The organism is Halomonas profundus (assembly GCF_020865425.1).
Lineage (GTDB): Bacteria > Pseudomonadota > Gammaproteobacteria > Pseudomonadales > Halomonadaceae > Vreelandella > Vreelandella titanicae.
Window position 1 is genome coordinate 4,518,820 of sequence record NZ_CP086344.1, and the last position, 16,034, is coordinate 4,534,853.

Below are 16,034 nucleotides of genomic sequence, written 5' to 3' on the forward strand. Positions count from 1 at the left end.
ATCGTGACAATAACTAAAGTCATACTAATCCCGGCATTAATAGCTTTGCTATTAGGTCTGGCGGCATCATATTTGACGACATCCTCCCAAGCACAGGAGTCATTTAAAGTGCACAAAGCGCAAGTTGAAGAAAATGCTAAAAATAAACGTGAGAAAGTATGCAGTGAAATCGAAAAACTTCTTCCTGACAACCCAGCGTTTGCTATTGAATTAATACAAAATGAAATAGATGAGCTAGGCAAAAGAAAAGTTATACGGTGGCAAGAATGATAATCATTAGAATAACAGTAACATCTCTTGTTTTTTTATTGTTTTTTGTTTCATCCTTTGCTCTCTCAGGAAGGTATTTAGACAATATGTTCTATTATGAAACACTCGATAGACTATTAGAGCATGAGGATGATGTGGATAACACATTAATTATTGACCTTCAGAGAGCTCTCAGAGAAATTGACAGACATGAGACGCAAAACTCTAACGATGACGCAAATATCTGTGACATCATAACTAAAGGTTAGGTTTACATGATTAGAAGCTCTCTTTTCAGATCGTTGATAGCTGCCTCATTTCTCAGCACTCTTACTCTGAATTACTTTGGCTGGAAGATGGCTGAACTCATGCCAGATGAGCATATCCGACTACTTGACTGGCAAGGTTATTTTTCAATTATTGATTACGAAAGCTTGAGAAACTTAAATATAATAATTATGATAGTTGAGATCATAGGCATTCTAGGAATGTGTTTTAAGCCACGTTTTTTCCGTAATGTGCTTCTTATCAGCATGATACTATGGGTTATAGAAGGCTTAGTAGGGGGTTATTTCGTAGCAACACCATTGGTAACTGCATTCTCTGAAATCCAAAAAATATTCATATCATTGACACTAGGGTTCGCTTATTTTTCGGATAAGGACTTGTGGCGAAGGATATGAGCAAAAATCTTCAACGCCTTAATTCAACTAATAAGCACAGCATCCAAAGCATCAACGATATTAAAATCAATCACTTATTTTCATAAAACATTCAAAACATCTGTTGACCGAAAAGAAAAATCTCTCGTGACAACCTTTATCGACAGTGTGGCCTTGATTTTTCGGGACTTATCTTTTAGACAACATCTTAAACACTAAGGAAATTGCATGTTTGCAAAATTCACCCTCGGCTCACTGTATCTTATCAACCAATATCGTAGCGCTATACTAAAAGGCGTCATCTTGCCTTTAATTTTGTATATCTTGCTTCAATTGGTACGCTACGGATCAGCTTATACAGGATTTTCATATGGCAGTGCCAGCTCACTTTTATATATGCTTTTCTTTGTTGCTGACATGGCCATTCTGACGATTATCTCAATAAACACAATGCGAACAATTTTACTCGACGAACAGCCAAAAGCTTTTAAATTGAAATTTAAAAGACGCGAAATAAAATACCTCTTGTATAGCATTGGATTTCTGGCTTTATGGATAATACCAAGCATGTTTATCGGAGCTTCTTTAACCCTTATCATGTACAACATCTTGATGGGCGTTATTCCCTTAACTTTTTTCTTAGTCACTTTATTTTTCACATTAAGGCTGTCACTTATTTTTGTAGGTGTAGCGATTGATAGGAGCATATCGTTGAGAGAATCTTTGAGCATGACTAAAAATTGCCAATGGTCGCTATTCTTTTCACTTGCCTTATTAATCGCTTTACTATTTACTTTTGAATATTGCATTGGACTTTTTTCTAGCTTGATTGGTGGTCAATTCTTTAGCCTGACATCCTTTGCTTTGATAACCCCACTAGTAAACACATTCATATATGTATTCACTGCTATTATTCTGACCATCTTATATTCCACTGCTTATCAACCAAATGACAGCCCCCAAGCGGAATCAGCTGGGGATGCCCAGTAGCATCGAAGAACTGACAATCCGCTGGCAGCCGAAAACAACGACGATGGCTGGCTAGATCACCTCACGCTGGCGGTGCCAATAGCGCCGCCAGCGTAATGGCCTAAAGCGCCACCAGCACCAGCCCCGCCAACATCACCAGCGTACCGATGGCTTTTGCCCTGGATGCGGGCTCCTTCAGCCATAGCACACCCATTAGCACCCCCACTGGAATGGAGAGCTGGCGCAGCGCCACCACATAACTCACCTCGTCGGTAAGCGCCATGGCGATTAATACCAGGCCATAGGTGCAGGTCATCATCAGCCCGGTAACGACCAGCATGGTCAGCCCCTGTTGGCGGAGTGCAGGCAGGCGGCGGCGCTCTGCCGGTAGCAACGCCAGTAGCGGTACCGACCAGGTTAGCGTCATCAGCGCTTGCAGCACCATAAACACCGCCCCGGCGGTTAACCCGCTATGCCCTGCCCCCTGCATTAGCCCCAGGGCCTGCTTGTCGATCAGTGAATAGCCAACGGTACCCGCCGCTGCCAGCAACGCAAACCCCATGGCGGGCGTGAGATAGGTGGATAACCTGCGCGCCTGCGGATGGCTAAGCGGCAGGCAGAGCGCGCCTGCCACGACTAGCACCATACCAAGGCCGTCCCAGCGATCCAGCACCCGACTACCCAACAGCACAATGGATACCAGCGGCACTAACACTACCGGCAATGCACGGGCGATGGGGTAGAGTACGCTAACGTCCCCTCTAGCGTAGGCCCAGGCTAACCCGCCCATGTAGAGCATTTGACACAGCCCAGAAAGCGCCAACCAGCCCCAGAATGCACTTGGTAATGCTGTGAGCGACGGCTCAAGCAACACCAGCGGCAGCATCACCGCCCCGCCCGCGCCGTAAGCCAGGGTAAAAGAAGAGAGCGACGGCGCATTGCGTTTGCCCAACACGTTCCATCCGGCGTGCATGCATACCGAGACCAGCACCAGAGCAAGCGCGGCTGGACTCAAGGATGCTCTCCCTGTTGAAGACGTGTATTAATGGCATCGACCACGCTAGGTAGCTCGGCAATGGTCTCAATGCAGTAGTGTGGTGCTGAGGGGGCAAATTGCGCGGCCACCCGCTCGTGGGCGGCGTGGCGCTCGGCATTACTCAACGCTTGATACTGCGCATAGGTCAGCCCCAGAGCATTGCCCGAGCAGGTAAGCGCCACCGTCCACATCCCCGCGCTGCGCCCTTCCAGAATGCCCGGCGTGGTGTCGTCCACTTTAATGCAGGCAGCCACATCGCTGATGCCTAAAGCAATCACATTCGCCAGCGCCTGGGCGGGGTGTGGGCGACCATTGGGTACGTCATCAGTAGCCACTACATGATCCACCTGCAGGCCGTTATCCGCAGCCAAAGCGACGACTTTTTCCATCACCACCGCCGGGTAGCCAGAGCAGGAACCGATTTTCAGCCCCTGGGCGCGCAGCGTAGTTAAGGTGTCGAGCGCGCCGGGAATCACCGCCGAGTGGTTGGCAATTTTGGCAATCTGCAGCGGCATAAAGCGCTCGTAAAGCGCCGTTACATCGTCATCAGAAGGCACGTGGCCTACCGCCTGAACAAAGCGTTCGGCGATGTCCGGGTGATTGCAGAGTGTCCGAATATGATCCCACTTACCCATACCCATGGGGCCGCGAGCTTCTTCCAGGCTAATCGCCACGCCCAGCTCAGCAAAGGCTTCGACAAATATCTGGGTAGGCGCAAAGGAGCCAAAGTCGACCAGCGTGCCTGCCCAGTCACAGATAACCGCTTGCAAGCATTGGGGAGATTGATACTGCATTAGGCGCTCCCTGATTGTGAAGATAGGCCTGGAAAAAGGCTAACGCCCATCTCGGCAAGTGTGTTTTGAATGGCGCTTAGCAGTTCCGCGATCACCGTGGTGCCTAGCTGACCAATGCAGCCGATACGAAAACTCTCCACTTCAGTCAACTTGCCGGGATAGATCAAAAACCCACGCGCCTTTAGCGCCGCGTAGAAAGCGTTAAACTCAAACGCTGGGTCGGTAGGGCTTAAAAAGGTAGTGATGATCGGCGATAGCCATTCGTCTTCTAACAGCGTGCTGAAGCCTAGCGCCCGCATGCCTTTTACCAACGCATCACGATTGCGGGTATAGCGCGCGCAGCGCCCTGGCACACCGCCTTCTTCCCGGTGCTGGGCAAGTGCGGCCTGAAAGGCCACCACGGTGTGAGTGGGCGGCGTAAAGCGCCACTGACCAGTGCGTTCCATATACGACCACTGGTCGTGCAGATCCAGGCTCAGTGAGTGGGCGCGCCCCTTTCCTGCTTCAAGCAGCGCTTTGCGAATAATCACAAAACCAAATCCAGGCACGCCCTCGATGCACTTGTTGGCAGAGGAAACCAGCACATCGATGGGTGTTTTCGCGAGGCTGATGGGTACGCCGCCAAAGGAACTCATCGCATCGACGATGAGCGTTTTACCATGAGCGTTCACCACCTCTGCAATCGCCTCTAACGGGTTCAAAATGCCCGAGCTGGTTTCACAGTGCACTAAAAATACCGCTGTAATATCAGGATATTGCTCCAGCAGCGCCGCCACCTCATTGGGCTGGGGTGGCAGATAGTCGCCTTTATCCAAGGTGATATAGACGCGCCCTATGGTATCCAGCAGTTGGCCGGCTCGCTTGCCGTAAGCACCATTCATCAGCACCAGTACTTTACCGTTGGGATCAGTGGCGCAAGCCAGCGCACTCTCAACAGCAAAGGTGCCGCTGCCCTGCATAGGCACGCAGGCGTACTCGTCGCTTGCTGCCTCGGCCATGGCAAGCAGCTGGGTGCGAATGCCGGCAGTCACTTGGTTAAAGTCGTCATCCCAGGAGCCCCAATCACGCAGCATGGCGGCTTTGGTCGCATGGGAAGTAGTCAGCGGCCCGGGGGTTAGTAAATAGGGGTCTTTTATGTCCTTGCTCACGTTATCGGTCATTTTGGTATATACCAGATTTTTAAAACACTTTAATAGTAAGCACAGCGGCTGTCTAGGTGTCAGCTAGCACGCATGGCGCCAGCGCTGGGCGTTATTTAATAAAACATGGGTGAGTGCGGTGTGGAGCAGCTTCACCACCAGAGACGTGAGGAAAATCAGCACGGCCATGGCCGCAGCGCTGGCAAAGTAACCGGCTTCATCCAGGTGCAGCACCGCCACCGAGGCCAGCCGCGTGTCACTGTTATAGAGGAACACAACTGCCGATACCGTGGTCATCGCATTGACGAACAGGTAAACCGATATATCCAGTACCGCGGGCAGCGACACCGGCAGCGTTACCCGGCAGAAGGTTGTCCAAAACGGTACTTTCAGTGAGGCCCCGACGGCTTCAAACTCAGGGTCGAGCTGTTTAAGCGCGGTTACCGAGGTGAGGTGACACACCGTATAAAAGTGCACCAACGTGTTGAGCACCAGAATCATCAAAGTGCCGTACAGCCAGTTAAACGGGTTGCCCGCCTGATTGAAAAAGAAGATATAGGCAAGCCCCAGCACCATGCCAGGCACCGCCATGGGCAGCATGGCCATAAAGTGCAGCCCTTGGCGCAGCGGGCGAAAGCCTTCACTCTTTTCGATTAGCCAGGCGTTAAAGAAGATCACTAACGTGCCCACCAAGGCCACGCTAAACGCTAACTTGAGCGAGTTAAACCACGCCCCCCAACCACCATCGGCCATGCCTTGGAAGGTATAATGCTCAAAGGTTATCGATAAGTTGTAGGGCCAGAACTGCACCAGCGACGCATACACCGCTGTGCCGATCACCAGCACAATGGCCCCCGCCACCGCGTAGCACAGCAGTGTAAATATCCAATCCCGCAGCGGGCTGGGGCTAGGCTGCCACGGCACGGCCCGTGCCGAGAGTTGCGCCACTTGGCGCCGCTGTATCCAGCGGTCAACGATAAACGAGAGCACCGCGGGCAGCAGCAGAATCACGCTGACTACCGCGCCCATCTGAAAGTTCTGCTGCCCTACCACTTGGCGGTAGACGTCGGTGGCCAATACGCTGAACTGACCACCGATAATTTTAGGCACGCCGAAGTCAGTAATCGCCAGGGTAAACACCACAAACAGGCAGGAAATCAGCCCGTAGCGCACGCCGGGCAAGGTAATAGTCAAAAATGTACGCCACTTAGGGGTTCCCAGCGCTTCAGCCGCTTCGTAGAGCCGCGCGTCGCTGTTGGTCAGCGCGGTGGTCAGCAGCATTAGCGCGTGGGGAAATATCCAGAAACTCATGCCCATGACAATGCCGATGGGTCCATAAACCGATTGGCCGGCCAGTAAATCGCGCAGAAATCCCTGATTGCCAAACAGATAGACCAGGCTAATCGCGGGCAGCAGCGATGGCGCCAAAATGGGCAGAATCGCCAACATGCGAAACAGCCGCTTGCCCGGCATGCAGGTACGGGTAATCCCGTAGGCGCATAGAAACGCTAATCCGACCACCACACCGGTGGTCATCAACGCCACCCGCAACGAGTTGGCAATTGAATTGACCAGCGCCGGGGTTTGAAAATAGTGCGCGAAGTTAGCCAGGCCGATAAAGTCGCCGGCGCGGTCTTGCAGGCTCTTGATCAGCATGGTCACGAGTGGGAACAGCAGCCCCACCACCAGCAATGCAACGCCAGCGAGTAACGCCAACAAGCGGATCAGCGACTCTAGCGACGGCTTGGTCGCCGATTTTACAAAGCTCTCGGCGATCATTGCTGACTGCTCCCGGCGGGATAAAGACGGGCGGCTTCGGCGGGCAGGTGAATGCCTAGAACCTGCCCCTGGTAAAGGTTTAAGTCGGTACTATCGCGGCTAGGCACATCGGCAATTAGCGTTTGGTCAACGTCCGTTAGGCGCAAAGTGACCCTCTGAAAGGGACCTAAAAACTCGATGCCGATCACCTCACCGTTCAGCGCTCCCGCTTGACGGCTAAGTGCCACTGCTTCGGGCCGAATAGCCAGTTGGGCGGCTTGACCCACTTTTAAGGTATGCGATAGGCAGGCGCAGGGCATGGTACCCAGCAGCGCTTGGTTATCGTCCTGAGCGGTCACTTCCAGGAAGTTCATGCTGCCAATGAACGAGGCCACAAAGGCGCTGGCAGGCTGATGGTAGATCTCCGCCGGGGTACCCACTTGCTCGATCACGCCGTGGTTCATCACCACGATGCGGTCGGCCATGGTCAGCGCTTCTTCCTGGTCGTGGGTCACCATGATGGTGGTCACCCCGAGGCGCGCCTGCAGGGCTTTAATCTGGCTGCGCAGGTGGCCCCGCACCCGGGCGTCCAACGCCGAAAGCGGCTCGTCCAGCAGCAGCAGGCCAGGCTCGGTGGCCAATGCCCGCGCCAGCGCCACGCGCTGTTGCTGCCCGCCGGAAAGCGCCGCCGGGTACTTGTTTTCGCTGCCCGTCAAGTTCACCAGCGCGAGCAGCTCACCCACCCGTGCTTGGATGCGTGACCGCTCTACCCGCCGGTTGCGCAACCCATAGGCCACGTTGTTGAACACCGTGAGGTTGGGAAACAGCGCATAGGACTGGAACACAATGCCGAAATCCCGCGCCTGGGTGGGCAGCGTGGAGATATCCTTGTCACGCTGAATAAGCGTGCCCGTCGTTTGCTGGGTCAGCCCTGCAATCGTGCGTAACAGGGTGGTTTTGCCGCATCCGGAGGGGCCCAAAAAGCAGACAAATTCGCCCTCGTTTATGGTTAGGGAAATACCATCCAGCGCGGTAAAACTACCAAAACGCTTAGTGACTGCTTCAATGGTTAAATGGGGAGTAGTGGGAGTCATCACCGTTGGTGTGTCGGCCGCCAGCAGCGATGTCATTGTCGTGTGCATAACCTCTCCAAGCCCCGGCAAACCGGCCGGGGCAACTGATCGCGGCTTATTGTTCGGTTTTACCATCGTAGCGACGCTGCCATTCGGCTAGCACGCGTTCACGATTGACGGCAGCCCACTGGAAATCGGCGTCGATCATTCGATCAGTAATATCGGAAGGGTAGTTTTCAATCGGCTGTGCCACACCTGGGTAAGCCACCACCGCATAGCCTTCGTTATACAGTTCGTTGGCTTCACGGGAGATTGCCCAATCCATCAGCGTTTGCGCGGCTTCCTGCTTGTCGGTACCGGCCACAATAGCGGCGGCTTCCATATCCCAGCCCAGCCCTTCTTCAGGGAAGATAACTTCAATAGGCGCACCCTGGGATTTCAAGCGCGCACCGCGGAAGGCAAATGACACACCCACTACGGTTTCACCGGTAGCCGCCAGGCTACAAGGGGCGGAGCCCGAATGGGTGTAACGGGCAATGTTGTTATGTAGGCGATCCATATAATCCCAACCCTGATCCTCTTCCCATAGCTGCAGCCAGCTGGCTACATCCAGGTAGCCGGTACCCGACGAGTTGGGGTTAGGCATGATCACATGGCCTTCAAACTCAGGCTGGGTAAGGTCTTCCCAAGAGGTCGGCATCGGCACGCCCTGGCGCTCGCCCTCAATGGTGTTGTAGCAAATAGCAGCGACCCAGGCGTCCATACCCACCCAAGCCGGGTCTTCACCATCACGATAGGCCACATCGACAAATTTGGGGTCGAGATTCTCAACACCAGCGGGAGCGTAGCGCTCCAGCATGTCCTCCTCTTCCAACACCAGCAGGCTGGTAGCGGCCAGGCCCCAGATCACGTCAGCCTGGGGATTGTCTTTCTCGGCCAGCAGGCGGGCGGTAATCACGCCGGTGGAGTCGCGCACCCAGTTAATCTCGATATCCGGGTGCGCCGCGCTGAAGCGTTCGGCGTATTTTTGCAGGTCATCTGACTCAACGGCGGTATACACGGTTAATTCAGTGGCCTGGGCGTTTGAAGCAAGTGCAACGGCTGCGGCACCTGCAAGCAAGGTGGAGGGGAATAAACGGCGTGACATCATGATGGTGGGCTCCTGGCTAATTGGTATAGACCAGAAGTCTGCAGGCTTTAAATGACACTGCGATGACGCTTGTTTGACCGTTTTTTTAACTGATGATGACCACGACTAGGTCGTTTCCGCTAGCGCTGACCGGATAGCTCCACACTGATACACAGCGAATCGTGCAGCCAGTGCTCTTCATCAAACTCAATAGGGCGCTGCTGGTCGTCTAAAATGGCACGGTTAATATTTAACCCGGCAGTGCCGGGCGCAACGAATAGCTCTTCGGCATCCATTGGCGAAAGCGCTTCTGAGACCATGCGAATAGAGCGATTGGCCAGGTAGTGCCCCCAGCGCTCGCGCAACAGCCCCCAAAGCGATTGCCCACTATAGATATCTAGCAACTCTGGGGCACGCTCGGGCACCACCCACAGCGACTCCACCAGCACCGCGCGGTCATCCACGTAGCGGCGGCGGCGAATATGCTGAAACGGCTGGTCATCCGGCAGATTCAGTGCCCGCGCGGCAGGCAGATGGGCACGGGTTTCCAGCTTCAATACTGCCGTGCGTGGCTGCCGCCCCTGTGCACGTACATAGTCGTTAAAGCCCGCGTCACGGGTGGGGTCGTAAACTAAACGGGCAGGAGAAATAAACCAGCCGCGCCGGTTGCTGCGGTGGATTAAGCCCTCCATTTCCAACTGTGAAAGCGCTTGGCGCAGGGTCACACGAGTGGTGGCAAAACGCTCGGCCAATGACCGCTCTGCGGGAAGCTTGCCTTCCCACAGGGCAGCATTTTGGTCGATCAAAATACGAAGCTGTTCGGTTAACTTTAGATAGTAGGCATCAGACATGCGCCGATTTTCCTGGCAGAGCATTAGGTGACGAAGCGCTTGAGGGCGCCCGCCAGTCTAAGCGCCGCCAACCTTCAACGCTAGCCACCTCAGCGAGCACTGGATCGGGATTGACCGCTACAGGGCAATCCACGTACTGCAACAGCGGGAGGTCGTTGCGGGAGTCTGAGTAGAAAGTAGTGTGGCTAGGGGTGAACTGCTGCTCGGCCAACCACTGTTTTAAGCGCAGCACCTTACCGCCACGATAAGAAAAAATACCCTCGCTGCCGCCGGTATAGCGCGCGTCTTCATTGATGCCGTGCTCCACGCTTAGCTCTACCGCCAGCACGTGTTCAATACCCAGAGTGGTCGCTATCGGCTCGACCAGATGCCGTGACGAGGCGGAAATCAGTACCAGGGTATCGCCTGCCTGGCGGTGCGCTTCCAGACAGGCCCAAGCTTGTTCAAAAATACGCGGTTGCAGGTGCGTGGCAACAAAGCGCTCGACCTCTTTTTGCACATCTCTCACTCTGCGCCCTCGCAGCGGTGCTAGGGTCATGGCCAAATACTCTTCAAGCTTTAGCTTCCCCGCGTGATAGGCCTGGTGCATTTTCTCCGCCCGCGCCATAAACGCTTCGGCATCGCTGATCCAGCCTTGCTCTATCATCCATAAATTCCAGCGGTCGCTGCAGTCTCCGTCCAGGAGGGTGTCGTCAAGATCAAACAGGGCCAGGCGCATGGGAGCACTCCTTTCATCGCGGGTTGGCGGCGCGTAGGGTATGCCAAAGGTGATGACAGGACGATGACGCTAATAGAAGACGACGATGAGCAAACTAGAAGACTAAGTAGTTAACCACTGCGTCGCAAACTCATCGGCAGGCAGCGGGCGGCCAAACCAGTACCCTTGTGCCTCATTGCAACCCATTGCGGCAAGCAAATTCGCTTGGTCGCGCGTTTCAACGCCTTCCGCCACGGTTTTCATCTCTAGCGCTTTTGCCATGGCGATGATGGCCTGAACAATGGTGCGGTCATTTTTGTTTTCGAGCATTTCACGCACAAAGGAAATATCAATTTTCAGTGCGTCGGCAGCGAAGCGCCGTAGGTAGGAAAGCGAAGAATAGCCGGTGCCGAAATCATCGATAGAGAGAGCATAGCCCGCTTGTCGCATGGCGTGGGTGATCTCAACGGCCTGATCTGGGTCGCGCATAAAATCACTTTCAGTGAGCTCCAGGGCGATAGCGCTCGACGAAACGCCGGCGGTGAGTTGCGCAATGTGGTGGGTCAGCTCAGGATCGGCAAACTGTTGGGCGGAAATATTGATCGATAGCCTCCCTGGCAGCCCACCCTCAGGCTGTTCACGCCATGCCAGTAGCTGCCTTGCGGACTCTTCCAGCACCCAGTCTCCCAAGGCACGAATCAAACCGCGCTCTTCGGCCAGGGGAATAAACTCGCCGGGGCTCACCCAACCCCACTCGGCATCGTGCCAGCGGCACAGGGCTTCTGCACCGGTCAACTGACCACTGGTAAGGTTCACCTGGGGCTGAAAGTAGAGTTCTAACTTGTGTTCAGTAATTGCCGCGCTGAGTCGCTCGGTCATCTGTTGGCGTCGATGTAGCGCGTGGCGCATCGTTTGGGAGTAGGGGCAGATACTATTTTCGCGCCGCTTGGCGTGGTGGAGAGCAATGCTGGCAGCGTTAAATAGTTCGCCCGCCTCGCTCACATGCTGCGGATAATGAGCAAAACCGATGCTGACATCGAGGTGAAAAACACGCCGCTCCAGATGAAGCGGCGGCTTAACCACTAAGCGTAGCTGCTCCACAAGGCTGCCAATGTCACGAGGGGTGGTATCGGCCACCAGCAGGGCAAATTCATCCCCTGACAAACGCGCCAACGAGCCGTATGAGTGGCTGATCTTCGCTAAACGATCAGCCACTGTCACCAGCAGTTGATCGCCCACTTGGTGACCGTGCAGGTCGTTGACCTCTTTAAAACGGCGGATATCCAATAACAGCAGTGAAAGCCCATGCTCGCCTTGCTGGGCTTCTTGCCACATTTGCGCTAGCAACTCCATAAAACGGACGCGGTTAGGTAAACCGGTGGTACTGTCGGTATAGGCTAACTGGTGCATGTGCCGATGGTCGCGCCGACGCTCAAGCTCTGCTGCAGCACCGGTCGAAAGAATTTGCAGCACAGAGGTGGCGAACGCATTGGTGGTCAGCGGCTGTCGATAAAATACCATCATCACGCCAATGGCCTCGCCGTTGGCATTATCCAAACGCCGCCCAATCCATGCTCTTGTGGGTAGCAGTGTGCCTGGTAATAACAGCGGCGAACCATCATGCATGACTGCTTCACGCTCCAACACTACCTGCTCGCTGGGCGAGCCTCGCAGCGCAAAGGTGTGCTGTTCTCGCTGAGCCCCATCAACCACCATGCTGACAGTCGTTGCCTGCCCATAGACATTTTCATCGCCCTGGGGTGAAGTATGCAGCAACGCAATAAAGCCTGCATCGGCTTCCAGCACCTTGACCAAGGTCACAATCAACTGCTGAAAATAACCATCCCCGACTTGGGTCGTGACCGTAGAAGCCACTTGAACCACAGCGTTTTGCACCCGCTGCGACTCTTGCTGGTCGGTCACATCCGAGATAAACCCTTCCAAGCATACGATTTCGCCCGCCTCATCTATGACGGCTTGGCCTTGCTCCCACATCCACCGATAACCACCGTCGCGATGGCGCAGCTGGTAGATCACACGGTAAGGGCATCTGTTGGCAATGGCCGACTGTACCTCATGGAAGACCCTGTCCTGGTCATCAGGATGAATCAGGGCAGCAAAACTGATCAGCCGATTACCCTGTAATTCGTCAGGCCGGTACCCGGTCAGCGTTTCGGCCCCTTGGCTCACCAGTTGCATAGTCCAATTGCGGTCATTCAGGCAGCGATAGGCCATGCCCGGCAGATGGTTGAGCAGCGTATCCAAACGGCGTTCACTTTCCCGCGCGACCTCTTCGCTCTTTCTTAATGCCTGCTCTGCTTTTTGTCGGCACAGCTCTGCACCCGCCTGGGCGGCGGCGATTTGCAATATCTCATTGGCTAGATCGTCCAACTGCATGGGGGCGTTTTTGAGTACCGCTAACAAACCAACTAGCGAACCATCCGCCGCATAGAGCGCCCGCCCCAAATAACTCTCGGCACCCAGTTCACAAAGCAGTTTATCGTCAGGAAAGCGTGACTGAACATCATGGTCATAAAGGCAGGTTTCGCGTCCTAACACAGTCTCGCAAGGGGTACCGGTCAGCGTGTAAGTAACATTGCTCAGCAAGTTGCCATTTGACCAAACGGCCAACGTCTCAGCCCGATGCAATTGAGTTACATCGGCGACTAACACATGATCAACGCCTAGTATCGTCGCTAAACGTTCAACCAACGTTGCATAAAAACGCGGGCTCCCACTGTGCCCTACGCCTTCTGCCAATTGGCGGAATATATCGGCCGCGTCGTTCTTTGTGTGCATTGTTGCACTCACTTTTTTAATTCTGAAGCGGCTTGGACGCCTGCCACTAACCTCATAAAGTATATATAGCGGCCTACAAAGCACAAACCGCTCTTTTCCAACTATAACAACGTCAACAGTAGCTGGATATATGGTAAAATTAGATATCGCCTCATAATGGCTGGCGGCTACGCTACAAAGTGCGCAGGAGATAACGTGACTAATACATCGACCAAGGATGAAGCACTGTATGGAATGCTAACTGAAGCACTGCCTGGTTTTCTGATCAGCGATTTCCTCAAGTGCCAACGCTTACCTTCGCTTCCCTCAATCGCATTACGCATCCTCAGATTAACGCAATCGTCAAAAGCGACTATCAACGATGTTGCCGACACCATTGAACACGATCCAGCGTTGACCACTCGGTTAATATCTCTCGCCAATAGCGTCCACCACACCCGCTCCGCCAATCCGACACAAACATGCCTGGAGGCTATCCAGCGGCTAGGACTAGATGCAACGTTAACGGTCGTGTTGAGCTTTAACCTTTTTCAGCACCCCAGTAAAGGGCCGCAGCATACTCATATTTGGCGACGGTCTATCATGTCTGCGCTGATAGCGCGCCAACTTGCTGAACAAGCGTGCCCTCAACAGGCAGGTAATGCGTTTACAGCAGCGCTGCTACAGGATATTGGCATATTGGCACTGAGTGCGACTTACCCCGAGCAAGCAGACGAACTCTATAGTGATAGTGCTATCTCCCATACCCAGCTTATTGAGGAGGAGCAGCGTTACTTTGGTGGTGACCACACCGTTATTGGGGCATGGCTGGCAGCCAAATGGGGGCTCCCATCGGCGATGGTCAACACCATGCGTTTTAGTCACGCCTGCTATCAAAGCGATAGCTTAATGGATATGTGTGTTCGTCTATCCGGCCCCACGGCGGATGCCTGCCTATCAAAAGCTCCTGAAGAACAGCTGGCCGCCCTGATAGCCGATATAAGCACGAAAGCGGATGTGCCCTCTCTCTCATTTAAAAGCGTTCTACAAGAAGTTCAGCCCAAAATGGAGTTGATCGCTAAAACGCTGATGATTGACACCCCCGCGGCTATTGATCCCAAAGAGCTGCTTGAAAATGCTCAGCAGCTCTTGCTAAGTCATACGCTTATACTCAATAGCCGTAGAGAAGCCCAACACAAAGCATTAACGATGTTGCGTAAAGGGTACAGCGACCCGGATGGATTCAACAAAAACATTGCTTTCAAAAAACTTAACCCCCAATCCCGCGCTAAATCTTAAACCTCTGGCCAGAACATGCATGCCATCAGGCGTTCCGGCCAGAGCGTTTTTTCTAGGAGACCTCTGATTAACTATTGCGCTTGCCCATACGGCGTTAAAAATCGCCTCAAAATGCTCATTTACCCCCACGTAAACTCCGCTTTTTCGTTGATTTTTGCCTTGTCTGGCCTGCGCTCATTACGTTAATCAGAGGCTCCCTAGTTCATGCTTAACCGTCTTTCTTTTATAAGCACCTCACCGAGTCATTGCCTCAGGTAGATAGAGAGCGATACCCGGAAAGATGTGCATTAAGGCAATCGCCAACAGCATGAGAAGAAAGAACGGCAACGTGGCTTTGGTAATGGTCAGAATATCTTTACCGGTTAGCCCCTGAATCACGAACAGGTTGAAGCCCACCGGTGGGGTAATCTGGGACATCTCGACCACCACGACCAGATAAATACCGAACCAGATCAGGTCGAACCCAGCGGCGCTCACCAGCGGCATGATAATCGCGGTGACTAGCAGGATCAGCGAGATACCGTCGAGAAAACAGCCCATCACCAGCAGCAGCAAGGTAAGCGCAATCAGCAGCATGGTAGGTGAAAGCCCCATCTCACCAATCGCCTGCGCCAGCTTCATGGGCACCTGGGTAAAGCCCATGGCCGAGGTTAAAAACGACGCACCGGCAATAATAAAAGCGATCATGCAGGCGGTACGCACGGCGGCAAACAGCGAGCTTTTAAAAATGTCGCGATCAAAGTGACCGTTAAAGCGCGCAATCACGATTGACAATACCACACCGACTGCCGCGGCCTCAGTAGGCGACGCTAACCCGCCATAGATCGAAAAGATAATCCCGCCGATCAACAGCAGAATAGGTACCAGCGACCAGGTATTGCGCAGCTTTTCAGCAAAGCTCATACCGGATTCATCTTCGCCGGTAAGCCCTTCACGGTTGCCCTTGAGCAACGCCCACAAAATGAGGTAGCTCATAAACATGGCCAGGATCATCAGTCCCGGGCCAATACCGGCCATAAACAGCCTGGAGATCGACTGTTCGGTGACCACACCGTAAACGATGAGCACAATGGAGGGTGGAATCAAAAGTCCCAAAGTGGAGGCGCTGGCCAAGGTGCCAATCGCCATATTGCTGTCGTAACCCCGCCGCTCGAGCTCTGGCAGGGTCATTTTGCCCACCGTGGCACAGGTGGCCGCCGAAGAGCCGCACACCGCTGCAAACATGCCGCTGCCAATAATATTGGTATGCAATAAACGTCCCGGCAGTCGGTTCAGCCAGGGCGACAGGCCACGAAACATATTGTCCGCAAGCCCAGAGCGAAACAGAATTTCCCCCATCCAGATAAACATAGGCAGCGCGGTGAGATCCCAACCGTAGCTGGCGCCCCAAAAATCGGAGGCTAAAATAGCGCCTGGCGAGAAAGAGCTGAAGAACTCTAGCGCTATCCAGGCAGTGCCGATTAGCGCAAAGGCAATCCACACCCCGCTCCCTAGCAGAACCACGAGGGTGAAAATGGTGGCGAGACTTAGTAGCAGCACAAGGATCTCTCCAATTTAAACGGCAGAAGCAGTGTTAACAGTGGTCCCGTTAACCGCTGCG

At 53.7% G+C, this 16,034-nt stretch carries 13 protein-coding genes; 3 read left to right on the forward strand and 10 right to left on the reverse strand.

All coding sequences use genetic code 11. The annotated features are described in order from the left end of the window. The first annotated feature begins 3 nt into the window (after positions 1-3). Complete coding sequence (locus tag LMS44_RS20575; RefSeq protein ID WP_027957153.1) at positions 4-270, forward strand: hypothetical protein; 267 nt, start codon at positions 4-6, stop codon at positions 268-270. A gap of 869 nt (positions 271-1,139) precedes the next feature. Next, positions 1,140-1,901, forward strand: coding sequence for a hypothetical protein (locus LMS44_RS20580; RefSeq protein WP_278369300.1), 762 nt, complete (start codon positions 1,140-1,142; stop codon positions 1,899-1,901). 100 nt (positions 1,902-2,001) lie between these two features. Here the strand turns inward: LMS44_RS20580 and LMS44_RS20585 are convergent, their stop codons facing one another. From LMS44_RS20585 to LMS44_RS20625, 9 genes are all read right to left on the reverse strand, one after another. Next, on the reverse strand, positions 2,002-2,895 hold the full coding sequence (locus tag LMS44_RS20585) for an EamA family transporter (RefSeq protein WP_278369299.1): 894 nt from the start codon (positions 2,893-2,895) through the stop codon (positions 2,002-2,004). Continuing rightward, complete coding sequence (gene phnX / locus LMS44_RS20590) at positions 2,892-3,710, reverse strand: phosphonoacetaldehyde hydrolase (protein ID WP_278369298.1); 819 nt, start codon at positions 3,708-3,710, stop codon at positions 2,892-2,894. The genes LMS44_RS20585 and phnX overlap by 4 nt, the downstream gene beginning before the upstream one ends. After that, positions 3,710-4,870, reverse strand: coding sequence for a 2-aminoethylphosphonate--pyruvate transaminase (locus tag LMS44_RS20595; RefSeq protein ID WP_190374458.1), 1,161 nt, complete (start codon positions 4,868-4,870; stop codon positions 3,710-3,712). Before LMS44_RS20595 ends, phnX begins: the two co-directional genes overlap by 1 nt. A 63-nt stretch (positions 4,871-4,933) precedes the next feature. After that, positions 4,934-6,628: a putative 2-aminoethylphosphonate ABC transporter permease subunit gene (locus tag LMS44_RS20600; RefSeq protein ID WP_027957160.1), complete on the reverse strand. Its 1,695-nt coding sequence runs from the start codon at positions 6,626-6,628 to the stop codon at positions 4,934-4,936. Further along, positions 6,625-7,749 (reverse strand): P-loop NTPase family protein, encoded by a 1,125-nt coding sequence (locus LMS44_RS20605; RefSeq protein ID WP_498946330.1) that lies wholly within the window; start codon positions 7,747-7,749, stop codon positions 6,625-6,627. Before LMS44_RS20605 ends, LMS44_RS20600 begins: the two co-directional genes overlap by 4 nt. A gap of 46 nt (positions 7,750-7,795) precedes the next feature. Then, the gene (locus LMS44_RS20610) at positions 7,796-8,830 is read right to left on the reverse strand and encodes a putative 2-aminoethylphosphonate ABC transporter substrate-binding protein (RefSeq protein WP_141440533.1); all 1,035 of its coding nucleotides are present in this window, start codon (positions 8,828-8,830) and stop codon (positions 7,796-7,798) included. A 119-nt stretch (positions 8,831-8,949) separates the two neighbouring features. Then, a complete protein-coding gene (locus LMS44_RS20615; protein WP_141440532.1) occupies positions 8,950-9,660 on the reverse strand; it encodes a UTRA domain-containing protein in 711 nt (236 codons plus the stop codon). Next, positions 9,653-10,378 carry an HAD family hydrolase gene (locus tag LMS44_RS20620; protein ID WP_022521550.1) on the reverse strand — a complete coding sequence of 242 codons (726 nt, stop codon included), beginning with the start codon at positions 10,376-10,378 and terminating at the stop codon, positions 9,653-9,655. The genes LMS44_RS20615 and LMS44_RS20620 overlap by 8 nt, the downstream gene beginning before the upstream one ends. Before the next feature lie 102 nt (positions 10,379-10,480). After that, complete coding sequence (locus LMS44_RS20625) at positions 10,481-13,156, reverse strand: bifunctional diguanylate cyclase/phosphodiesterase (protein ID WP_159177532.1); 2,676 nt, start codon at positions 13,154-13,156, stop codon at positions 10,481-10,483. Between the two features lie 195 nt (positions 13,157-13,351). Between LMS44_RS20625 and LMS44_RS20630 the strand changes: the two genes are divergently transcribed. Further along, a complete protein-coding gene (locus LMS44_RS20630) occupies positions 13,352-14,434 on the forward strand; it encodes an HDOD domain-containing protein (RefSeq protein ID WP_278369292.1) in 1,083 nt (360 codons plus the stop codon). A gap of 234 nt (positions 14,435-14,668) precedes the next feature. Here LMS44_RS20630 and LMS44_RS20635 read toward each other — a convergent pair whose 3' ends face one another. After that, complete coding sequence (locus LMS44_RS20635; RefSeq protein ID WP_009286009.1) at positions 14,669-15,973, reverse strand: TRAP transporter large permease; 1,305 nt, start codon at positions 15,971-15,973, stop codon at positions 14,669-14,671. Positions 15,974-16,034: the final 61 nt, after the last annotated feature.